Consider the following 20,693-nt stretch of genomic DNA (forward strand, 5'->3'; position numbering starts at 1 on the left):
GTTCATGCCTCGGGTCCCGGAAGGATCAGCCGCCCGGCCTCGTCGAATGAGATGAATGGATTATAGGCCACCTCCCAGAGATGGCCGTCGGGATCGGAGAAATAGCCGGAATAGCCGCCCCAGAAGACCTTGGAGGCCGGCTTCACCAAGCGCGCGCCGGAACGCACGGCATGGGCGAGCGCGGCGTCGACGGCGGCCTCGCTCTCCACATTATGCGCGAGCGTCACGCCGCGGAAACCGTCGCCGGCCGGGGCGACCGTCGCATCATCGGCCAGGGCATTGCGCTCGAACAGCGCCAGCACGACGCCGGAGAGCTGGAAGAAGGTGATCGCCTCCCGGCTCGCCGAGGATGCCTGCCAGCCGAGCGCCTCATAGAAGGCGCGGGCTTTCTGAACATTGGCGACGCCGAGCGTGACGATGCTGAGGCGTGGTGCAAGACCCGTGTCCGACATATGTGTTTCCTGTTCTCGAACGGCCGGCAGCATAGCCGATCATCGGTGTCGGGAAAGAGGCGAGCGCCTCGGTGCACGGCATTTGCCCATCGAAGCCCCTCCCCGGCCCCATCCGGAACCGGCAGTGGCGTCAGCATGACGCGGTATTATGATACCTATTTATCTAACTATCCGTTTTTGCTATGTTTTCTGCGCTTCGAGTGCAAATTGAGTTCTTGACGCGCCAATCGGCTCAATGTACACACCCCCACGATCGATGGGGTGAATGCCCTTTCGCCGCCATTCCTGCCCATCTCGGGCACGAGAGAACGAGTTTCAATCAATGAGCACAATTTCCACCAAGCCGGCGGATGTCGTGAAGAAGTGGGTCCTGATCGACGCCGAAGGGCTCGTCGTCGGTCGGCTTGCTTCGATCGTCGCGAACCGCCTGCGCGGCAAGCACAAGGCGAGCTTCACGCCGCATGTCGATGATGGTGACAACATCATCATCATCAATGCGGAGAAGGCAGTCTTCACCGGCCGCAAGTATACCGACAAGCGCTACTACTGGCACACCGGCTATATCGGTGGCATCAAGGAGCGTTCGCCCCGCCAGATCATCGAGGGCAAGTTCCCCGAGCGCGTTCTGGAGAAGGCCGTCGAGCGCATGCTTCCCGAGGGCCCGCTTGGTCGTCGCCAGCTGAAGAACCTCCGCGTTTATGGCGGTTCGGAGCATCCGCATGAAGCCCAGCAGCCCGAGACGCTCGACGTCGGCGCTCTGAATGCCAAGAACAAGAGGATTGCCTGAACATGGCTGATCTCCAGTCCCTCCAGGACCTCGTCTCGATTTCCGAGAACGCCGCTCCGGTTCACGTCCAGAAGCTCGATGCTCAGGGCCGTGCCTATGCGACCGGCAAGCGCAAGAACGCGATCGCCCGCGTCTGGATCAAGCCGGGCACCGGCAAGATCGTCGTGAATGGCCGTGAGTTCGCGAGCTATTTCGCGCGTCCCGTCCTGCAGATGCTCGTTCGCCAGCCGATCGGCATCGTGAACCGCAGCGGTCAGTACGACATCCACGCCACGGTCGTCGGCGGCGGTCTGTCGGGCCAGGCCGGCGCTCTGCGTCACGGCATCTCGAAGGCGCTCACCTATTACGAGCCCGAGCTGCGCGGCGCCCTCAAGAAGGGCGGCTTCCTGACGCGCGACAGCCGTGTCGTCGAGCGCAAGAAGTACGGCCGCGCCAAGGCACGCCGCAGCTTCCAGTTCTCGAAGCGCTAATCAGCGTCCGCATACGACGCTCGAAAGGGCGCTTCTGGGCAACCGGAAGCGCCCTTTTTCTTTGTCTGTCATCTGGCTGTGGCACTATCCGCGCAATCGAGACGTCTCGATCATGAACGCGGCTTGCCTGCAGGCGAACTTCACCCCATCTGCGCAGCCGAACGGAGGCGAGCTATGGTATCCACGGTCTTTATCGACGGCGAGGCTGGTACGACGGGTCTGCAGATCAGGCAGCGCCTCGAATCGCGTGGCGATCTCAAGCTCGTCTCGATCGACCCGGCCCGGCGGAAGGATCCCGCCGCCCGCGCGGAACTGCTGAATGGCGTGGACGCGGTCATCCTCTGCCTGCCCGATGCCGCCGCCAAGGAGGCCGTCGGCCTGATCGACAACCCGTATGTCAAGGTGATCGACGCATCGACCGCCTATCGGACGGCGCCGGACTGGGTCTATGGCTTCGCCGAACTCGACGACGAGCAGCGGGCACGGATCGTCGCCGCCAAGCGGATATCGAATCCGGGCTGCTACGCGACCGGCGCCATCGCCTTGCTGCGGCCCCTGACCATGGCGGGCCTTCTGCCCAACGACTGGCCCGTCACGATCAATGCCGTTTCGGGCTATTCGGGCGGCGGCAAGTCGATGATCGCCGAATTCGAAGATTCGTCGGCGGCGAACTACACCCACGACAATTTCCGTATCTACGCCCTCCCCCTCCAGCACAAGCACGTGCCGGAAATCCAGAAGCATGGCGGCCTCGCCTTCCGGCCGATCTTCGCGCCATCGGTCGGTCGCTATGCCCAGGGCATGATCGTCGAGATCCCGCTGCATCTGGCGCTCATCCCCGGCGAGCCGGAGCCGTCGCATCTGCGTGAAGCCCTGGCCGAGCACTATGCCGGCGAACGCTTCGTCGAAGTCGCCAGCCGCGAGGAGAGCGAGGCGATGACCGGGCTCGATCCGGAGGGGCTGAACGGCACCAACCAGTTGAAGCTCTTCGTCTTCGGAACGGAAGGCGGTGGTCAGGCGCGGCTCGTCGCCCTGCTCGACAATCTCGGCAAGGGTGCATCGGGCGCGGCGGTGCAGAACCTCAATCTCGCCCTCGGCCTCGATGAGGCCGCCAGCCTGACCTAGCAGGGATGGCACCGGCTCCCGGCGCTTGGCCGGGAGCATTTCCCTTCGTGCGCGTTGAGCGTACCGTTCATGACCCCGGCCAAAACGGGGACGAACGATAAGGGAGCCAGAAATGCCTAATACGGTTCTTCTCCACCCCGCCATCGATCACGGGATCAAGCGCGGCGCCGCGGATTTCGCCGGTGGGACGCTTGTCTGCCACTGCATCGAGGACCCGGTCAAAGTCGAGATCAAGGGGCAGGTCGTGCACAACCATGCGTGCGGCTGCACCAAATGCTGGAAGCCGACCGGCGCGATCTTCTCGGTCGTGGCAGTCGCGCCGACCTCCAATGTCTCGGTCGTCGCCAACGGGCAGAAGCTCGCGATCGTCGATCCCGGCGCCACGATCCTGCGTCATGCCTGCACCGTCTGTGGCGTTCACATGCACGGACCCGTCGAGAAGGATCATGCCTTCAAGGGCCTGACCTTCGTGCATACGGAGCTCTCGCGGGAGGAGGGGTGGCAGGAGCCGCAATTCGCGGCCTTCGTGTCCTCGGTGATCGAGGGTGGCGTTCACCCGGACAGGATGGGCAGCATCCGCGACAGGATCCGCGAACTCGGTCTCGTGCCGTATGATTGTCTCTCGCCACCGCTGATGGACGCTCTCTCGACATTCGCCGCGAAGAAGTCCGGCGTTCTGCCGAGCTGACCGGACGGTTCCGCCGGCCGCCTGCCCTGCCCGCCTGGGCGGGCGGCACACATGGCCTCAGGCCGCCTTGCCCTCAAGCCGCCTGCCCCGCGGCCCAGCCCGACGACCACGCCCACTGGAAATTATAGCCGCCGAGCCAGCCGGTCACGTCGACCACCTCGCCGATGAAATAGAGGCCCGGTACCGCCTTGGCCTGCATCGTACGCGAGTCCAGCGCGTCGGTATCGACGCCACCCAGGGTCACCTCAGCGGTTCGGTAGCCCTCCGATCCCACGGGCTTGATCGACCAATGATTCACGGCGTCGGATAGTGCGCGCAACTGCCGGTCGGGGAGATCAGCGATCCGTTTCGCCGCCGTCGCCTCGTCGACGACGAGATGAACCACGCGCTTGGGCAGGAGGCCGGACAGGATGGTCCCCACCTGCTGCTTGCCGCGCTCGGTCCTTGCGCTCCGAAGTATCTCGAAGAGATCGATGCCGGGGAGCATGGAGATGACGATCTCCCTGCCCTCGCGCCAATAGGATGAAATCTGCAGGATGGCCGGGCCGCTCAGCCCTCTATGGGTGAAGAGCATCGATTCCGCGAAGCGGACCTTGCCGCACTGGACGACAGCGTCGACCGCGACCCCGGCCAGCGGCTCGATGCGCTGCAGCGCGGCGGGATCGAATGTGAGGGGCACCAGCGCCGGACGCGTCTCGACGACCGACAGACCGAACTGGCCGGCGATCTCGTAACCGAGCCCGGTGGCGCCCATCTTGGGGATCGACTTGCCGCCCGTCGCGACGACGAGGGAATGGCAGCTGACGGCAGCCGTCGACAGTTGCACCGCGAAGCCGTCGCCTGACCGCGCGACAGACTGGACCTGTGTCTCCAGCGTCAGCTCGACCCCGCCGGCGTGCATCTCGGCCACCAGCATGTCGATGATCTGCCGCGCCGAGCCGTCACAGAAGAGCTGGCCGAGCGTCTTCTCGTGATAGGCGATGCCGTGCCTCTCCACGAGAGTGATAAAGTTCTTCTGGCCGTAGCGGCTCAACGCCGAGATCGCGAAGCGCGGATTGTTGGAAATGAAATTGGCCGGCGTCGTGCCGAGATTGGTGAAATTGCAACGCCCGCCGCCGGAGATCCGGATCTTCTCGCCCGGCGCCTTGGCATGATCCACGACCAGAACGGAGCGGCCGCGCTTGCCGGCCTCGATGGCGCACATCATGCCGGCCGCGCCCGCGCCGAGGATCACGACATCATAGGCGCGCGACGGCATTGTTTTCACGCCGATGCGCCGAAGACGGCGGCGATGCCGGCTGCGTCGAGGATGCGATAGCCCCCGGGCGGCAGATCGTCTGGCAGATCGAGGCCGCCGACCCGGTCGCGGTGGAGTGCGACGACGTGATTGCCGAGCGCGGCAAACATCCGCCGAACCTGATGGTACCGGCCCTCATGCAGGATGACGGTCGCGTGCGTCGGCGAAACGGTCGTCATCTCGACGGGAAGCAGCGGCTTTTCCTCGCCTTCGAGCATCAGCGTTCCCGAAGCGAGAACCTCGGCTTCGTTGCCCGCGAGCGGCCGCGCGAGCGTCGCCTGATAGCGCTTGGGCACATGGCTCTTCGGCGAAATGATCCGATGCAGCAGGGCGCCATCATCGGTCATGAGCAGCAGCCCGGAGGTATCCTTGTCGAGCCGGCCCACCGTCGAGATCGCCGGATCGCGCCGGCGCCAGCGCTCGGGCAACAGCGAATAGACGAGCGCACCCGTCTCCTTGTGCGAGCAGGTGACGCCGACGGGCTTGTTGAGCATCAGCACCATGCCCGGCGCGGGGTCGAGCGGCTCGCCATTCACAGTCATGCGGAGGGCGAGATCGGCCTTCACATAGATGCGCTGGTCAGGGTCTGTCTCGGCCTCGCCGTCGAGCACGACGCGGCCCGACTGGATCAGGCCCTGAACCTCGCGGCGCGAGCCGTAGCCCAGATTGGCAAGGAGGCGATCGAGACGCGCCGTTGGCGGAGCCTTGTTCATGGCCTGCTCACTTCCTGGCCTCATAGACCTTGTAGCCGCCCTCATCGACGACCAATGCGACATGCTTGAAGAGCGTGCGCAGGCCTTCCTCATAGGGCAGGTGGCGGTTAGCCGTCAGCCAGAGCGTGCCGCCCTTGGCGAGGCTTTCCGATGCGCGACGGATGAACGCCTGTCCGAGCGTCCGATCCTCGGCGCCACCATCGTGAAATGGCGGGTTCATGACAATGAAATCGAGGCCGGAAGGCAGCGTATCGGCCTTGCGGACATCGGCCCAGGCGAAGCGCGCGCGGCTATCGTCGACATTGCGGCGCGCGACATCGATGGCGCGGCGGTCGATATCTACCAGCGTCAGTTCGCTCACTGCCGGCGACGCGAGCACCGTATGGGCGAGATAGCCGATGCCGGCGCCGAGATCCGCGCCCCGGCCTGACAATGCCGGCAGCACGCGTGTCAGCAAGGCGCTGCCCGGATCGATCCGGTTCCACGAAAAGACGCCCGGCTGCGACCAGAGGCCGAGTTCGGCGACGAGCCGTGGCGCGCCATCGGCGATCGCATCGGCGAGCCGAACCGGATCAGCGGGCCGCTCGGTCCAGCAGATCCGGAAATGACGCTTCGGCGCTTCCTGAACCGCGCAGCCGAACGCTTCGAGTTCCTTGACCAGCCGAGAGCCGCCCTTGTCGCGTGGCGCCAATACGGTGAAGGCGCCGCCTGCGCGCAAGGCCAGCAGGGCACGCGCCATTTCATGGCGCCGTTCGATCGTGCCCGGCGGCGCCAGCATGACGATCGAATCGAGGCGACCGTCATATTCATCCAGCCGTGCGGCGCCCGGCATCAGCGGCGAAAACTGGATCGCGCCGCGCGCGACATCCACGATCTCGACCGGTGGCGTTCCATAGACGCCGTCTGCACCCGTCTTCGTCATCAACTCTCTTGCTCTCAGGACGAGGCTGTTCCTATAGCGGCGGGCGCGATGGCGAAAGGGTGGGATCGCGTTCTAAGCTCGCGACCCGAGGAGAATCACGACGCGATGCGCCCCGAGATCCTGAATTCACTGTTCCGGCCGGTCACGAGCCTTTCAGGCGTCGGTCCGAAGATCGGCGAGGCCATGGGGCGACTTCTCGGCAGCGGTGAGCCGGGCGAGCCGCCGCGCGTCGTCGATCTCCTGCTGCATCTGCCCGTTGGATTGATCGACCGCCGCAATCAGCCGGGCATCGCTCTGTCACCGGAAGGAGCGATCGTGACGCTCGAGGTGCGGATCGATCGGCACCAGCCGGCACCGGCCGGAAACCGCAAGGTGCCCTATCGCGTCTTAGCGCATGACGAGACCGGCGAAATCGCCCTCGTCTTCTTCCACGCCGACCGCGCTTTTCTCGAACGCGCCATGCCGGTGGGTGAAACGCGTTTCGTCAGCGGCCGCGTCGAATGGTTCAGCGGCCGGCCGCAAATGGTCCATCCCGACCACGTCGTCGATCGCGAGGCCTTCGAAAAACTCCCCATGGTCGAGCCGGTCTACCCGATGACGGCCGGCCTGGCGCGGAAGACGCTCGCACGCGCCGTTCGCGGCGCGCTGGACGACCTCCCCGACCTGCCCGAATGGCTGGACGGCCCGCTCGCGGCCCAGAGACGATGGCCCCGTTTCAAGGCGGCGCTCGAAACGGTTCATGCGCCAGCCACGCCAGCCGATCTCGAGCCGACGGGCCCAGCGATCGCCCGGCTCGCCTATGACGAATTCCTCGCCAACCAGCTGGCGCTGATGTTGACCCGCGCCAATCTGCGCCGGGCGACCGGCAAGGTGCGGACGGGCCATGGGCGCATGCGGGAGGCCATCTTGGCCGCCCTACCCTTCAGCCTGACCGCCAGCCAGCAGGCGGCGATCAAGGATATCGAGCACGATCTCGGCTCGAACGAGCGCATGCTGCGGCTGCTGCAGGGCGATGTCGGCTCGGGCAAGACGCTGGTGGGGCTGATGGCCGCGGCAATTGTGATCGAATCGGGTGCGCAGGCCGCGCTGATGGCGCCGACGGAGCTTCTGGCCCGCCAGCACGCCAAGACGCTGCAGCCATTGGCCGATGCCGCCGGCATCCGCATGGCTATCCTGACGGGCCGGGAGAAGGGCCGCGAGCGAAGCGCGATCCTGGAAGGCCTCGACGCAGGATCGATCGACCTCGTCGTCGGCACGCATGCCGTCTTCCAGGAGGGCGTAGCGTTCCGCGATCTGGCGCTTGCGATCGTGGACGAGCAGCATCGCTTCGGCGTGCATCAGCGCCTCGCGCTGGCGGGCAAGGGGGTCGCCACCGACATTCTCGTCATGACGGCCACCCCGATCCCGCGCACGCTGGTGCTGACGGCCTTCGGCGACATGGACGTCTCGCGCCTCACCGAAAAGCCGGCGGGTCGACGGCCGATCGAGACGCGGGCCATCCCGCTCGAACGGCTCGATGAGGTGATCGCGCGCATCGGCAGCGCGGTTGCCGAGGGCGCCAAGGCCTATTGGGTTTGTCCGCTCGTGGAAGAATCCGAAGAAGTCGACGCGGCAGCCGCCGAGGACCGTTTCGTAGCGCTCCAGAAGGCGCTCGGGCCTATTGTCGGCCTCGTGCACGGCCGCATGAAGGCGGCGGAAAAAGACGACGCCATGCGGCGCTTCCAGGGCGGCGAGACGCGCATCCTCGTCGCGACGACCGTGATCGAGGTTGGGGTCGACGTTCCCGATGCGACGATCATGGTCATCGAGCATGCCGAGCGCTTTGGCCTCGCCCAGCTTCACCAGCTTCGTGGCCGTGTCGGTCGCGGCTCGAAGGCCTCGACCTGCCTGCTGCTCTATCGGGGACCGCTCGGCGCCATCGCACATGACCGCCTCGCCATCATGCGCGATACGGAAGACGGCTTCCGCATCGCAGAGGAAGATCTGAGGCTGCGCGGCGAAGGCGAACTGCTCGGCACCCGGCAATCCGGCGCTCCCGGCTTCAAGGTCGCCCGATTCGAGCATCACGCCGCGTTGCTCGAGGTCGCGCGCGACGATGCGCGGCTGATCGTGGAAAAAGACCCTGCGCTCCGGACCGAGCGCGGCGAGGCGCTTCGGCTGTTGCTCTATCTGTTCGGCCGCGACGAGGCGATTCGTCTGCTGCGGGCCGGCTAGCGACGATTCACCCCTCGCCTCGCGCCGGCCGAGCCGCTAACAGATGCGCTCCGGTGCCTCCCCGAGCGAAGCCATGCCCCTTGCCGAGCCGATCGACCGAATCGCCGTTCGCCTCCGTACGCTCATCCGCTCGCGCGAGCCTTCATTGCTCGTCGTGGCCGCGTTCATCGGTGCCATATCCGGGACCGTCGTCACGCTGGTGAGTTGGGCGGCGCAGGCGCTGCATGTGCTCCTCTTCGCGATCCAGCCCGATGTGCGGTTGAGCGCGGCCTCGGTCATCGAGCCGGCCTGGCGCTGCGCCGCGCCGGTGCTCGGCGGCGTGGTCCTAGGGCTGGTGCTGCTGGCCTTTGCCCGCCGTTCTCGGCCGATCGTCGATCCGATCGAGGCCAACGCGCTGCATGGTGGCCGCATGTCGTTGCCGGACAGCCTGCGCGTCGGACTCGAAAACGTCATCTCGAACGGCTTCGGAGCCTCGGTCGGTCTCGAGGCCGGCTACACCCAGGTCGCGAGCGGCATCGCGTCTGCGATCGGCGAGCGGCTTCGCCTGCGCCGCGCGGACCTCAGGCTGGCCGTTGGCTGCGGCTCGGCGGCCGCGATCGCCGCCGCCTTCGCAGCACCGCTGACCGGCGCCTTCTACGGCTTCGAGCTGATCATTGGCGTCTATTCGGTGGCGACGGTCGCGCCCGTCATGATCGCGGCCATCACCGGCTTCCTCGTGGCGCAGGCGCTGGGAGCCGCCGCCTATCCGATCGAGATCGCCAAGACGGCCGAATTCCTGCCTTCGGATTATCCGCCCTATTTGCTCATCGGCCTGCTGCTCGGCTTCGCGGCGATCGGCATCATGCGTCTCGTGACTCTGGTCGAATTGGCGTTTCAGAAGAGCCGGCTTCCGCGCTATGTCCGCCCCACCATTGGCGGCGTCGCGGTCGGGCTCATGGCGCTGATCACGCCACAGGTGCTGGCGGCCGGCCACGGCGCGCTGCATCTGAGCCTCAACGAGACACTGCCGGCCCGCATGCTCGTCATGCTGCTGGTCCTCAAGATCGCCGCCACGTCGATCTCGATCGGCTCCGGCTTTCGCGGCGGCATGTTCTTCGCCTCGCTCTTCCTGGGCGTGCTCTTCGGCAAGCTGATCGGACTGACCATCGCCATCGCATTGCCCGACTGGTCGATCGACCCGCAGGCGGCGGCGATCGTCGGCATGAGCGCGCTCAGCGTGGGCATTGTCGGCGGCCCCCTGACGATGACCTTCCTCGCCCTGGAATCGACCGGGAACCTCGGACTGACCGGTGTCGTACTCGCCGCGTCGATCCTGTCCGCGCTGACCGTGCGCCAGTTCTTCGGCTACTCATTCTCGACCTGGCGGCTGCATCTGCGTGGGGAAACCATCCGGGGCGCGCAGGACATAGGCTGGCAGCGCGACCTGACCGTTGGGCGCATGATGCGGACCGACGTGCGCTCAATCCTGACCACCATGCCCGTCGACGCGTTCCGCAACCTCTTTCCGCTCGGTTCGACGCAGCGCGTCATCGCGACGGATACGTCGGGGCGCTACGCCGGCATCGTCCTGGTCGCCGATGTCCATGCGAAGGCACAGGCCGACGACGGTGACGGCACGATCGCCCCGTTCTGCCAGCACAGCGACCGCGTATTGCTGGCGCAGATGAGCGCGCGCGAGGCGGCAGCCGCCTTTGACGAGGCCGAGAGCGAAGAACTCGCCGTTGTCGACGACGATGACCACCGTCATGTCATCGGCCTCCTCACGGAGACGCATCTGCTGCGCCGCTACGCCGAAGAAGTCGACAAGGCGCGCCGCAACCTGGCAGGCGAAAACTAGGGCGCGTTGCCCAGGGGCTTGGGTTCGTCGACGGGTGCGATGCGCGCGGGTGGCTTCGGATATTCCGGGGCGACCAGACCGGCCGATATAACCATCTTGGCGGCCTCCTCGACGCTCATGTCGAGCTCGACCAATTCGCTGCGCCGCACGAACATCATGAAGCCGGCCGTCGGTGCCGGCGTGGGCGGCAGGAACACCGTCACCCATTCCTCGCCAGTCTGATCCAGTCGATGCCGGATCTCGCCCTTGGTCTCGGTCGCGATGAACACGATCGACCAGACGCCCTTGCGCGGGAACTCGATCAGGGCGGCCTTGTGGAACGACTTGCCCTTGCTGGAAAGCACAGTCTCGAACAATTGCTTCAGCGCGCTGTAGAGATTTCGAACCAATGGCGTCCGCGCGACCAGCCCCTCGCCGAGCCCGACAAGCGTACGCCCGACGAAATTGGCGGTGAGAAAACCGAGCAGCGTCAGCGCCAGGACGGCGACCACGACGCCGAAACCCGGGACAGAGAATGGAAGATAGCTGTCCGGGCTGTATTCGCGCGGAATGACCGGCTTGACCCAGCTATCGATCCACTTGATCAGCGACCAGGTCAGGTAGATCGTGATCGAGATCGGCGCCGCGATCACGAGCCCCGTCAAGAAGTAGTTCCTGAGGCGCTTCGCGATCTTGCCGATTGGCGAATCCACCATCGGTGGAAGCTGAGGTTCGTCAAGGCTCATAATGCGTCCCTTCGCCCGATTCACCCAGTCTACCAAGCCATTATGACGGCTTGGGGAAAGATGGCCAGACGCCTTTGGGACGAAACCTCGATCGCGACCTATTCGACCGTCACGGACTTTGCGAGATTGCGCGGCTGGTCGACATCCGTGCCCATGAAAACCGCCGTGTGATAGGCGAGAAGCTGCACGGGAATGGCGTAAACGAGCGGCGTCACGATCGCAGGCATTTCGGGAAGTATGATCGTCGCCAGCGTATCGATCGCTGCAGCCTCCTGCCCCTTGCGGTCCGTGATCAGGATGATCCGCCCGCCGCGGGCCGCCACTTCCTGCATGTTGGATACGGTCTTCTCGAACACCCTGTCATAGGGCGCAATCACGACCACGGGCATGTCCTCGTCGATCAGCGCGATCGGCCCGTGCTTCAACTCCCCCGCCGCATAGCCTTCGGCATGGATATAGGAGATCTCCTTGAGCTTCAGCGCGCCTTCGAGCGCGATCGGATAGCTGGTGCCGCGGCCGAGATAGAGGCAGTGCTTGACCTTGGCGAGCTCACGGGCGAGCGCCTCGATCTGCTCGTCGAGCTTCAGCACCTGATGCATGAGGCGCGGCACCTCGCTCAGCGCCCGCACGAGCTTGCCCTCGTCCTCCGCGCTCAGGACACCGCGCGCCTTGCCCGCCGCGACGGCGGTGGCGGCCAGAACGGAGAGCTGGGCCGTGAAGGCCTTTGTCGAGGCGACGCCGATCTCGGCACCGGCGAGTGTCGGCAGACGGATGTCCGCCTCACGCGCGATCGTCGATTCCTGAACATTGACGACAGCGGCGATCTTCTGCCCCTCGCCCTTGGCATAGCGCAGCGATGCGAGCGTGTCGGCGGTCTCGCCAGATTGCGAAATGACGATGGAGAGGCCGTTTCGGGAGAGCGGCTGTTCGCGGTACCGGAATTCGGATGCGATATCGATGTCGACGGGCAGGCGCGCCAACCGCTCGAACCAGTATTTGGCGACGAAGCCGGCATAATAGGCGGTGCCGCAGGCCGTGATCGAGAGCCGATCGATGGCGGCGAAATCGATGCCCGACGGGACCTTCGCGATCCCGTTGGCGAGGTCCAGATAATGCGCCAGCGTGTGACCGACGACTTCGGGCTGCTCATGGATTTCCTTGACCATGAAATGCCGATGATTGCCCTTGTCCACGACATAGGTGGCGCCCTGCGTGCGGGTCACGACGCGGCCGACCTCTTGTCCGGCCGCGTCGTAGATGGTGGCGCCGGCGCGCGTCAGGACCACCCAGTCGCCATCATCGAGATAGGTCACTTCGTCAGTGAACGGTCCGAGCGCGATCGCGTCGGAGCCGAGAAACATCTCGTTCGATCCCCAGCCGATCGCCAGCGGGCTGCCACGACGCGCTCCGATCAGGAGATCGTCCTCGCCCTCGAACAGGAAGGCGAGCGCGAACGCGCCCTCGAGCGCACCGAGCGATGCCTGCACCGCGTCCCTGGGGCTCATGCCTTCATCGAGCCGTGCCGTCACCAGATGGGCGACGACCTCCGTATCGGTATCCGAAACGAAGACGCGACCAGCGGCCTCAAGGTCGCGGCGAAGCTCACGGAAATTCTCGATGATGCCGTTATGGACGACGGCGAGCCGGTCGGTCGCATGCGGATGCGCATTGCGCTCGGTCGGCGCGCCATGGGTCGCCCAGCGCGTATGGCCGATGCCGCTTCGCCCCATGCGACCAACCGTGGCGAGTTTCGCCTCGAGATTGCGCAATTTGCCTTCGGCGCGCAGGCGCTCGACATGGCCGTCTTCCAGCGTCGCGATACCGGCCGAGTCATAGCCGCGATATTCGAGCCGCTTCAGCGCATCGACCAGGAGCGGCGCCACGGGCGTCTGGCCCAGAATGCCGATGATTCCACACATGACGCCTCTCCTCCGACCGGCGGCGAAAAGGGCCAGTCATTTTCACGACACCGTCGCGATCGTCTTAGCTTTCGACCGGAAGTGCTGGAAATCAAATCGCGTTTCGGATTTTCACAGATCGGCTAGACGCGGGTGCGTTTGGTCAGCGCCTTCATCGCCCGAAACCGCGCCGCCCAGCCGGGCTTTTCGACCTGGCGGCCGCGACCGATCGCCAGCGCGTCGGGCGCCACATCCTCGGTAATGACGCTCCCCGACCCCACATAGGCGCCGTCGCCTATCGTGACCGGCGCCACGAGCGCACTGTTGGAGCCGATGAACGCGCCCTCGCCGATAACCGTCAGCGCCTTGTCGAAGCCGTCATAATTGCAGGTGATCGTGCCGGCGCCGATATTGGCCTCCGCGCCCACCTTCGCGTCGCCGATATAGGTCAGGTGGCTGACCTTGGCGCCGGCACCGATCTCGGCGTTCTTCACCTCGACGAAATTGCCGACCTTCGCCTGTGGTCCGAGCGCGGCACCGGGACGGAGCCGGGCGAACGGCCCCACGGTGGCGCCACGCTCGATCCGCGCGCCCTCGACATGCGAGAAGGCATGGATGATCGCGCCTTCCTCGATCCGGACGCCGGGCCCGAATACGACGTTCTGTTCAATCGTCACATCGCGCTCGATCAGCGTGTCGTGCGAGAGATAGACGGTGTGGGGCGCCAGCATGGTCACGCCGGAGAGCATCGCCGCCTGGCGGGCGCGCGTCTGCCAGATGGCTTCGACGGCGGCGAGTTCGGCCCGCGTGTTCACACCCAGGACTTCGTCGGCTTCGGCCTCGATCGCGACGACGGGCAGCGCCTGTGCGTTGGCGATCTCGACCGCATCGGTCAGATAATATTCGCCCTTGGCGTTGTGGTTGCCGATGGCGTCGAGCAAGGGAAGGACGCTTTCGCCCCTGAAGGCCATCAGCCCCGCATTGCAGAAACCGATCTGCCGTTCGGCTTCCGACGCATCCCGCTCCTCGCGGATCGCGACGAGCCGGCCGTCCTGCTCGATCAGCCGGCCATAGCCCGTCGGCACGGCCGGACGAAAGCCGAGCACGACGACGGCCGCACCCTTGGCGAGCTCGGCGCGCATCCGCTCCAGTGTTTCAGGCGTCACCAGAGGCGTGTCGCCATAAAGAACGAGGACATCGTCGGCCTGCTCCGCCAAGGCGCTGCGGGCGGCCAGAACCGCATGCGCCGTGCCCAGGCGCTCGCGCTGCTCGAAGATATCGGCGCCGGGCGCGCTCTTCCTGGCAAAGCCGCCAACGGCCTCGGCACCGCTGCCGGTCACCAGGGCAAAGCGGCCGATGCCCGCCCGTGTCGCAGCCGCCAGAACATGACCCAGCATCGGCAATCCGCCGACGGGGTGCATGACCTTGGGTCGCTGCGAGCGCATGCGCGTGCCCTCGCCTGCAGCCAGGATCACGGCGAGTGAAGAACGGTCCGACATGGTGCCTCCATCAATGCGGGCGGCGCCAGCATTGCGCGATCGCGCCCCGGCCGGTCAAGACGGCATTGGAGGCGAACGGTCAGCCGATCGTCTGCAGCCCAGGGAAAGCCTCGAGCAGCCAGAAGGAAATCCGCGTCATCTGGCCGGTCAGGAACATGAAACCGGCGAATACGAGAAAGACCCCCATTGCCTTTTCGACCAGCGGCATGTGCCGGCGGAAGCGCTTCAGCATCAGCACGAAGCCCTCGGCGAAGCCGGCGGCGATCATGAAGGGAATGCCGAGGCCGAGCGAATAGATCGCGAGCAGGCCCGCGCCGCGTCCGACGGTGTCTGTCGAGCCGGCGACGGCGAGAATCGCCGCCAGGACCGGGCCGATGCACGGGGTCCAGCCGAAGGCGAAGGCGAGGCCGAGGACATAGGCGCCCACAATGCCAGCCGGCTGCCGCTCGACGCGGAGCCGCGCCTCGCGCTGCATGAAGCCGATCCGGAACACGCCGAGGAAGTGCAGGCCCATCACGATGATGACGAGGCCGGCGAAGATCGAAAGCACATCCTGATGGCGCGCGACGAGGCGGCCGAGGACAGATGCCGTTGCGCCGAGCAGGACGAACACCGTGGAGAAGCCGAGCACGAAGGCGAGCGAGGACTGCAGCACGATCCGCCGAATGCGGCGATCCGACTGATCCCCGACGACCTCGTCGAGGCTGAGCCCGGTCACATAGCAAAGGTAGGGCGGAACCAGAGGCAGGACACAGGGCGATACGAAAGAGAGCAATCCGGCGAGGAGCGCGCCCCACAGCGTGACGTCAGACGGCATGATTCCTCGATGCTCGATGGGCCCGGCCCGGAACGGCTAAGCCTCCGGCGTGACCCGTTCTATAGGAAAAGCGTGGACACAGACTAGTCACGGAAATGCGACCGGGAACCGCACGACACCCGTGCGATCGATCACGACGCGACGACAAAGTGCGGCTGCCGCAGGTGGCGGCGCGCAACGCCTCTTGGCGACGCCCATCGCTTCCGATAGATGGCTGCAATGCGCCGCGAAATGGCGCCAGCGGAGGATGGACGGCATGATCGTGAGTTGCGGTGAGGCCCTGATCGACTTCCTGCCCGTCAAGGACGTCGATGGACGCGACTCCTACCATCCCAAGGTCGGCGGCTCGCCCTACAACGTCGCCATGACCATCGGCCGCCTCGACATTGCGGCCGGCTTTCTCGGTGGCATCTCGACCGACTTCTTCGGCGAGGCGCTGGCGGAAGAACTGGTGCGCAGCAAGGTCAGCCTGAAATATGCGGGCCGCAGCAACCGCCCGTCGACGCTCGCCTTCGTCAGCCTCGTGCATGACGAGCCGCAATATGCCTTTTTCGACGAGAATTCGGCCGGCCGGCTGCATGACCCGGCCGCGCATGCACCCATCGGCGACGAGGTCGAGGCGCTGCATTTCGGCTCGATCTCCCTCATTCCCGAGCCGAGCGTCAGCCGTCTTGCGGCCGTCATGGATCAGAATCGCGGCAAGCGGGTGATCTGCTACGATCCCAATGTCCGCCCCACCCTGATCACGGACCGCGAAGTGTTCTGCAAACAGGTCGAGCGCTTTGCCCATGGCGCCGATATCGTGAAGATCTCCGGCGCCGATCTCGACTGGCTGCATCCGGGCGAGGCGCCTGAAACGATCGCGGCCGGCTGGCTGGCCGGCGGCACCGGCCTGGTCGTCGTGACCCGCGGCGGCGCGGGTGTGACCGCCTATACGCGAACCGGCTCGGTGTTCAGCCCCGTCGTTCCCGTCAAGATCGCCGACACGGTCGGCGCCGGTGACAGCTTCACCGGCGGATTTCTCTCGCGTCTCTCGGAGAAGGGCCTGCTCAGGATCGACACGATTCGCGGAATCGATCACGCCGCGCTCAAGGACGCGCTCGATTTCGCCAACCGTGTCGCCGCCATCACCTGCTCCCGCCCGGGCGCCGACCCGCCCTGGCGGAAGGAATTGGCGTGAGCTGGCGAACGATCACCAGGACAGGTTGAACCCGACGCGACCGCCGACCGTGCCCTGCTGGGCGCCGACGGCGACGCTGCCGTTGAAGGTCAGGTTCGAGTTGACGCGCATGGCGCCGCCGAGGCCGAACGCTCCGCTGCTTTCGAACTGGGCGAAATTGCCGGCCAGCGCGAAATTATGCCCCTGCTCGATGTAGGGCATCGGCAAGGCTCCCATCACGGCCGAGCCTTCATTAGCCTTGTCGATCGCATCGAAGACCTGGTCGATACGCGCGTTGAGGACAGCATTGCTGACGGCGAGAGCATTGACCTGCTGCGACAGGTTGTCGGTCGTGGTCGAGACGGTGTTGACCTGGCCCTGCAAGGCTGCATTCGCCGTGTTCAGATCATCTACGCTCGCGGCGAGCGGAGTCTTGCTGTAGACAACTCCGTCCTCTGTATTCCGCGCCGTATCGCCGGTAGCAGTCTTAACGCAAGTATCGGTGCCGGGAATATACTCCCAGCCCGCACCGAAACTGCTGCAGACCTTGACATACTCCACGGCCGCATGGCCGTGACCAGGCACAAATGCCCCAATCGCCGCAGCAGCAGCCGCACCAATTGCCCAAAATTTCATGATTCTTCGCCCCGAAATAAAACGGCAGCCCGTCACCCCGATGAACTGCCGGTTAACTGAATATTAAGTCTTCTGCCGCGCCGCAATCCGGTCTCTGCCGCGACAATGAATGTCTTGCCTGTGTTGCCGGAATGTCATGTCCGACCACCGCGCCGCACGCCGAACGCCTATTCGCGGCGGAGCGCTTCGATCGGGTCGAGGCTGGCGGCCCGGCGCGCCGGGAAATAGCCGAAGACCATGCCGATCATGGCCGAGAAGCCGAAGGCGAGCGCGATGATCGGCAGGCTGGTGACGAAGGGTACGTTGAGATAGGAGACGGCGCTGTAGGCGAGCCCCAGTCCGAGCAGCACGCCGACAATGCCGCCGAAGACGGAGAGCACGACGGCCTCGACCAGGAACTGGAGCAGCACCTGGCTTTCGAGTGCGCCGATGGCGAGGCGGATGCCGATCTCGCGGGTGCGCTCTGTGACGGACACCAGCATGATGTTCATGATCCCGATGCCGCCCACGAGGAGGCTCACCGCTGCCACGGCGCCGAGCAGCCCGGTCAGCAGCGTAGTGGTGGTGGTCATGGCCTGAAGCATCTGCGTCATGTCGTTGACGGAGAAATCGTCTTCCTTGCCGTTCGCGATGTTGCGCCGCTCGCGCATGAGCCGCTGGACATTGGCCTGGATCTTCGATGTCGAGACGCCATTCTGGGCGGACAGCACGATTGTCCCGATATCGGTATTGCCGGCGATGCGCCGCTGGAAGGTCCGAAGCGGCATCAGCACGATGTCGTCCTGGTCGGTCCCCATGCCGGATTGTCCCTTCTTTTCCAGGACACCGATGATGGAACACGAAATCTTGCCGACGCGCAGCGACTGGCCGATCGCGTCGGTGGAGCCGAAGAGCTTGGAGCGGACCGTCTCGCCGATGATGCACGCCGCACGGCCGCGCTCCTCCGATTCGAGGAAGCTGCGGCCTGATGCCAGTCCCCAATCCAGCGCCGTCAGATAGTCGCCTGTCGTGCCGACGACGCTCGACGACCGGCTTTCTCCGCCGAAGATCACGGTTTCCGATGCTTGCGATATCGGCGCGATGGCCCGCAACCCCGCGATCTGGGTTTCGATCGCGGCCACATCGCGCGCGTTGAAGGATTTCGCAGTCGTGCTGGCACGGCCTGGACCGAACTGGCCCGGACGCATGAACAGCATGTTGCTGCCGAGTTTCGATATCTCCGACGTTACCTTTGCCGTTGTTCCGTTGCCGATCGTTACCATCGCGATGACGGCGGCGACCCCGATGACAATGCCGAGCACGGTCAGGAACGAGCGCAGCGGATTGCGGCGGATCGCCTTCAGCGCGAGCTTGAGGGTTTCCTGCAGCATCAGGCGACCTCCGTCCTGGCGACGTCGGATTCGACCTTGCCGTCGACGAAGCGGATGACCCGGCTCGCATAGGCCGCGATGTCGGGCTCGTGCGTCACCATGATCACCGTGATGCGCTGGTCACGATTGAGCGCCGTCACGAGATCCATGATCTCCTGGCTCGCCTTGGTGTCGAGATTGCCGGTCGGCTCGTCGGCGAGCAGCACGGCCGGGTCGGTGACGATCGCCCGGGCGATCGCGACGCGCTGCTGCTGGCCGCCGGAGAGTTCGCTCGGCGTGTGGCTGGCGCGGCCTTCCAGCCCGACGCGGGCGAGCGCCTTCAGCGCCCGGTCGCGCCGCTCGCCCGCCGCCATGCCACGATAGACGAGCGGCAGCTCGACATTCTCGACCGCCGAGGTCCGCGGCAGGAGATTGAAGCCCTGGAAGACGAAGCCGATCATGTGCCGGCGCAGCAATGTGTGCTGGGCGCGGCTCAAATGGCTGGTCGGGATGCCCTGGAACAGATATTCGCCCGAACTCGGCGTATCGAGGCAGCCTATGATGTTCATCGCCGTCGACTTGCCCGACCCGGACGGCCCCATGATCGCGACGAATTCCGATTCCGCGATCGAGAGGTCCACGCCGGCGAGCGCATGGACCAGCGCCTCACCCATGCCATAGACCTTGGTCACGGCGCGAAATTCGATCAAGGGCTGCGGCGCGGTCACGCGGAATGCCTCAGCTGGACCGGGCGGTGGCGTCGACGATGAGCTCATCGCCCTCGGCGAGATCGCCCGAGACCAGCGCCGTGTGCTGCCCGTCCGTAGAGCCGATTTCGACCGAGATCGGAGTCGGCACCTTGTTGCGCATCACCCAGACCGTGCGGGCGCGGCCCTTGGGCTCGGGCGTGGTGCCGGCACCCGAATTCGGAGGTCGGAACAGGCTGAACAGACCAGTGGATGCCTTGGCCTCCACAGGCGGAGAATAGCGTAACGCGGCATTGGGGATCAGTAGCGCAGACTTGACCTGCTCGACGGTGATATCGGCCGTGGCGGTCATGCCGGGGCGCAGCAGCAGCTTCGCATTGTCGACCGAGAGCAGCGCCTTGTAGGTGACGACATTGTCCGTCGTCTCGGACACGAAACGGATATCCTTGATGGCCGCGGGAAATGTCTGTTCCGGATAGGCGTCGACGGTGAAGCTCGCCTTCTGCCCGATCGCGACCTGACCGACATCCGCCTCGTCGACATCGACCTGCAACTCCATCTGGCGCAGGTCGCCGGCGATCTTGAACAGGACCGGCGCGGAGAGCGAGGCGGCCACCGTCGAGCCGGGATCGACATCACGCGTCAGCACGATGCCGTCGATCGGAGAGAGGATCTTGGCCTTGGACAGATTGGTCTCGGCGAGCTGAAGGTCCGCCTGCGCCGCGAGCACATCCGCATTGGCCGCCTGCTCGGCCGCGACGGCGCTGTCATAGGCCGCCTGCGCATCGAGCAGTTCCTGCGAGGAGGACACGTTGCGGCCGACGAGAACCTTCTTGCTCTCGACCGTGCTGTTGGCGGCGGCGATCGCCGCATGGGCCTTGGCGACGTTGGCCTGCGCCGAGGCGAGCTTGGCGCGGGCGCTCTGAACCGTCACTTCCAGCGAGTCGGTGACGAGTTCGGCCAGCACATCACCGGTCTTGACGGCGCTGTTATAGTCGACATTGACTGTCTTGACCCGACCCGAGAGCTCGCTCGAGACGTCAACCTGCTCGATCGGCTGCACCGATCCGGTCGCGGTAACGGTCACCGTCAGGTCGCCGCGCGTCACCTTCTCGGTCGTGTAGTTATAGCCACCGCTCGTGCTGGAGGCGTAGAACCACCATCCTACCAATCCGGCCAGCACGACGGCCGCCAGCGCGATCCACAGCGCCTTGCCACCACGCCGCGAGCGCTTGGTGGTCGCCACATCGCCCAGTATCGCCTGGAGCTTTTGCGCCGTCTGGGACGCGCCGCCATTTGGCATCTCGTCCGTCACGCGACTCATCCATGGTCCTCGTCTGTAGCCCCATCGTGCATTTTCGCTCTTTTACCAGTGTGGGTGCGTGACATGCATCAATA

19 protein-coding genes are annotated in these 20,693 nt (G+C 65.4%); 7 read left to right on the plus strand and 12 right to left on the minus strand.

The features are described from left to right. Positions 1-2: 2 nt before the first annotated feature. Positions 3-452 carry a VOC family protein gene (locus tag QO014_RS05515; RefSeq protein ID WP_266347614.1) on the minus strand — a complete coding sequence of 150 codons (450 nt, stop codon included), beginning with the start codon at positions 450-452 and terminating at the stop codon, positions 3-5. A gap of 322 nt (positions 453-774) precedes the next feature. Here QO014_RS05515 and rplM point away from each other — a divergent pair, with 322 nt between their 5' ends. The 4 genes from rplM to gfa all read left to right on the plus strand — a co-directional run bounded on the left by rplM (position 775) and on the right by gfa (position 3,522). Continuing rightward, a complete protein-coding gene (rplM, locus tag QO014_RS05520) occupies positions 775-1,239 on the plus strand; it encodes a 50S ribosomal protein L13 (protein ID WP_266347615.1) in 465 nt (154 codons plus the stop codon). Positions 1,240-1,241: 2 nt separating this feature from the next. Beyond that, positions 1,242-1,709, plus strand: a complete 468-nt coding sequence (gene rpsI, locus QO014_RS05525) for a 30S ribosomal protein S9 (protein WP_266347616.1) — start codon at positions 1,242-1,244, stop codon at positions 1,707-1,709. Between the two features lie 174 nt (positions 1,710-1,883). Continuing rightward, entirely contained in the window at positions 1,884-2,834 is a 951-nt protein-coding gene (argC, locus tag QO014_RS05530) for an N-acetyl-gamma-glutamyl-phosphate reductase (protein WP_266347617.1), read from the plus strand. Between the two features lie 112 nt (positions 2,835-2,946). Continuing rightward, the gene (gene gfa / locus QO014_RS05535; RefSeq protein ID WP_266347618.1) at positions 2,947-3,522 is read left to right on the plus strand and encodes an S-(hydroxymethyl)glutathione synthase; all 576 of its coding nucleotides are present in this window, start codon (positions 2,947-2,949) and stop codon (positions 3,520-3,522) included. Positions 3,523-3,595: 73 nt separating this feature from the next. Here the strand turns inward: gfa and QO014_RS05540 are convergent, their stop codons facing one another. From QO014_RS05540 to QO014_RS05550, 3 genes are read right to left on the minus strand one after another with little or no spacing between them, the layout of a single operon-like run. Next, positions 3,596-4,780, minus strand: a complete 1,185-nt coding sequence (locus QO014_RS05540) for a BaiN/RdsA family NAD(P)/FAD-dependent oxidoreductase (RefSeq protein WP_266347800.1) — start codon at positions 4,778-4,780, stop codon at positions 3,596-3,598. Between the two features lie 5 nt (positions 4,781-4,785). Continuing rightward, positions 4,786-5,532, minus strand: a complete 747-nt coding sequence (locus QO014_RS05545; protein WP_266347619.1) for a pseudouridine synthase — start codon at positions 5,530-5,532, stop codon at positions 4,786-4,788. A 7-nt stretch (positions 5,533-5,539) separates the two neighbouring features. Beyond that, positions 5,540-6,454: a class I SAM-dependent methyltransferase gene (locus QO014_RS05550; RefSeq protein ID WP_266347620.1), complete on the minus strand. Its 915-nt coding sequence runs from the start codon at positions 6,452-6,454 to the stop codon at positions 5,540-5,542. Between the two features lie 105 nt (positions 6,455-6,559). On the opposite strand from QO014_RS05550, the gene recG reads away from it, so the two are divergent. Together recG and QO014_RS05560 are read left to right on the plus strand one after the other, a co-directional pair. After that, a complete protein-coding gene (gene recG / locus QO014_RS05555) occupies positions 6,560-8,668 on the plus strand; it encodes an ATP-dependent DNA helicase RecG (RefSeq protein ID WP_266347621.1) in 2,109 nt (702 codons plus the stop codon). Positions 8,669-8,741: 73 nt separating this feature from the next. Beyond that, entirely contained in the window at positions 8,742-10,505 is a 1,764-nt protein-coding gene (locus QO014_RS05560; RefSeq protein ID WP_266347622.1) for a chloride channel protein, read from the plus strand. On the opposite strand, the gene QO014_RS05565 is transcribed toward QO014_RS05560, so the two are convergent. The 4 genes from QO014_RS05565 to QO014_RS05580 form a co-directional block, all read right to left on the minus strand. Further along, on the minus strand, positions 10,502-11,230 hold the full coding sequence (locus tag QO014_RS05565; RefSeq protein WP_370877097.1) for a DUF502 domain-containing protein: 729 nt from the start codon (positions 11,228-11,230) through the stop codon (positions 10,502-10,504). The two genes, QO014_RS05560 and QO014_RS05565, sit on opposite strands and share 4 nt — an antisense overlap. 98 nt (positions 11,231-11,328) lie before the next feature. Then, positions 11,329-13,149 carry a glutamine--fructose-6-phosphate transaminase (isomerizing) gene (glmS, locus tag QO014_RS05570; protein ID WP_266347623.1) on the minus strand — a complete coding sequence of 607 codons (1,821 nt, stop codon included), beginning with the start codon at positions 13,147-13,149 and terminating at the stop codon, positions 11,329-11,331. 122 nt (positions 13,150-13,271) lie between these two features. After that, the gene (gene glmU / locus QO014_RS05575) at positions 13,272-14,627 is read right to left on the minus strand and encodes a bifunctional UDP-N-acetylglucosamine diphosphorylase/glucosamine-1-phosphate N-acetyltransferase GlmU (protein ID WP_266347624.1); all 1,356 of its coding nucleotides are present in this window, start codon (positions 14,625-14,627) and stop codon (positions 13,272-13,274) included. Positions 14,628-14,706: 79 nt separating this feature from the next. Continuing rightward, positions 14,707-15,444 carry a cytochrome c biogenesis CcdA family protein gene (locus QO014_RS05580; protein WP_266347625.1) on the minus strand — a complete coding sequence of 246 codons (738 nt, stop codon included), beginning with the start codon at positions 15,442-15,444 and terminating at the stop codon, positions 14,707-14,709. A 256-nt stretch (positions 15,445-15,700) separates the two neighbouring features. Between QO014_RS05580 and QO014_RS05585 the strand changes: the two genes are divergently transcribed. Next, positions 15,701-16,624, plus strand: a complete 924-nt coding sequence (locus QO014_RS05585; RefSeq protein ID WP_266347626.1) for a carbohydrate kinase family protein — start codon at positions 15,701-15,703, stop codon at positions 16,622-16,624. Positions 16,625-16,636: 12 nt separating this feature from the next. On the opposite strand, the gene QO014_RS05590 is transcribed toward QO014_RS05585, so the two are convergent. The 4 genes from QO014_RS05590 to QO014_RS05605 form a co-directional block, all read right to left on the minus strand. Next, positions 16,637-17,239, minus strand: a complete 603-nt coding sequence (locus QO014_RS05590) for a YadA C-terminal domain-containing protein (RefSeq protein ID WP_266347627.1) — start codon at positions 17,237-17,239, stop codon at positions 16,637-16,639. A gap of 167 nt (positions 17,240-17,406) precedes the next feature. Further along, on the minus strand, positions 17,407-18,609 hold the full coding sequence (locus QO014_RS05595; RefSeq protein ID WP_266347628.1) for an ABC transporter permease: 1,203 nt from the start codon (positions 18,607-18,609) through the stop codon (positions 17,407-17,409). After that, positions 18,609-19,262, minus strand: a complete 654-nt coding sequence (locus tag QO014_RS05600) for an ABC transporter ATP-binding protein (protein WP_266347802.1) — start codon at positions 19,260-19,262, stop codon at positions 18,609-18,611. Before QO014_RS05600 ends, QO014_RS05595 begins: the two co-directional genes overlap by 1 nt. Positions 19,263-19,326: 64 nt before the next feature. Continuing rightward, on the minus strand, positions 19,327-20,619 hold the full coding sequence (locus QO014_RS05605) for an efflux RND transporter periplasmic adaptor subunit (protein ID WP_266347629.1): 1,293 nt from the start codon (positions 20,617-20,619) through the stop codon (positions 19,327-19,329). Positions 20,620-20,693 lie beyond the last annotated feature (74 nt).

Origin of the sequence: Kaistia dalseonensis, assembly GCF_030814715.1 — a bacterium.
GTDB lineage: Bacteria > Pseudomonadota > Alphaproteobacteria > Rhizobiales > Kaistiaceae > Kaistia > Kaistia dalseonensis.

Bases quoted from the DNA above. Each gene is read 5' to 3' on its own strand.
- argC (WP_266347617.1), top strand. From the start codon at position 1,884: ATGGTATCCACGGTCTTTATCGACGGCGAGGCTGGTACGACGGGTCTG.
- QO014_RS05605 (WP_266347629.1), bottom strand. From the start codon at position 20,619: ATGAGTCGCGTGACGGACGAGATGCCAAATGGCGGCGCGTCCCAGACG.
- QO014_RS05585 (WP_266347626.1), top strand. From the start codon at position 15,701: ATGATCGTGAGTTGCGGTGAGGCCCTGATCGACTTCCTGCCCGTCAAG.
- QO014_RS05600 (WP_266347802.1), bottom strand. From the start codon at position 19,262: ATGGGTGAGGCGCTGGTCCATGCGCTCGCCGGCGTGGACCTCTCGATC.
- rpsI (WP_266347616.1), top strand. From the start codon at position 1,242: ATGGCTGATCTCCAGTCCCTCCAGGACCTCGTCTCGATTTCCGAGAAC.
- gfa (WP_266347618.1), top strand. From the start codon at position 2,947: ATGCCTAATACGGTTCTTCTCCACCCCGCCATCGATCACGGGATCAAG.
- rplM (WP_266347615.1), top strand. From the start codon at position 775: ATGAGCACAATTTCCACCAAGCCGGCGGATGTCGTGAAGAAGTGGGTC.
- QO014_RS05515 (WP_266347614.1), bottom strand. From the start codon at position 452: ATGTCGGACACGGGTCTTGCACCACGCCTCAGCATCGTCACGCTCGGC.
- glmU (WP_266347624.1), bottom strand. From the start codon at position 14,627: ATGTCGGACCGTTCTTCACTCGCCGTGATCCTGGCTGCAGGCGAGGGC.
- QO014_RS05580 (WP_266347625.1), bottom strand. From the start codon at position 15,444: ATGCCGTCTGACGTCACGCTGTGGGGCGCGCTCCTCGCCGGATTGCTC.
- QO014_RS05560 (WP_266347622.1), top strand. From the start codon at position 8,742: ATGCCCCTTGCCGAGCCGATCGACCGAATCGCCGTTCGCCTCCGTACG.
- QO014_RS05550 (WP_266347620.1), bottom strand. From the start codon at position 6,454: ATGACGAAGACGGGTGCAGACGGCGTCTATGGAACGCCACCGGTCGAG.
- glmS (WP_266347623.1), bottom strand. From the start codon at position 13,149: ATGTGTGGAATCATCGGCATTCTGGGCCAGACGCCCGTGGCGCCGCTC.
- QO014_RS05565 (WP_370877097.1), bottom strand. From the start codon at position 11,230: ATGAGCCTTGACGAACCTCAGCTTCCACCGATGGTGGATTCGCCAATC.
- QO014_RS05590 (WP_266347627.1), bottom strand. From the start codon at position 17,239: ATGAAATTTTGGGCAATTGGTGCGGCTGCTGCTGCGGCGATTGGGGCA.
- QO014_RS05540 (WP_266347800.1), bottom strand. From the start codon at position 4,780: ATGCCGTCGCGCGCCTATGATGTCGTGATCCTCGGCGCGGGCGCGGCC.
- recG (WP_266347621.1), top strand. From the start codon at position 6,560: ATGCGCCCCGAGATCCTGAATTCACTGTTCCGGCCGGTCACGAGCCTT.
- QO014_RS05545 (WP_266347619.1), bottom strand. From the start codon at position 5,532: ATGAACAAGGCTCCGCCAACGGCGCGTCTCGATCGCCTCCTTGCCAAT.
- QO014_RS05595 (WP_266347628.1), bottom strand. From the start codon at position 18,609: ATGCTGCAGGAAACCCTCAAGCTCGCGCTGAAGGCGATCCGCCGCAAT.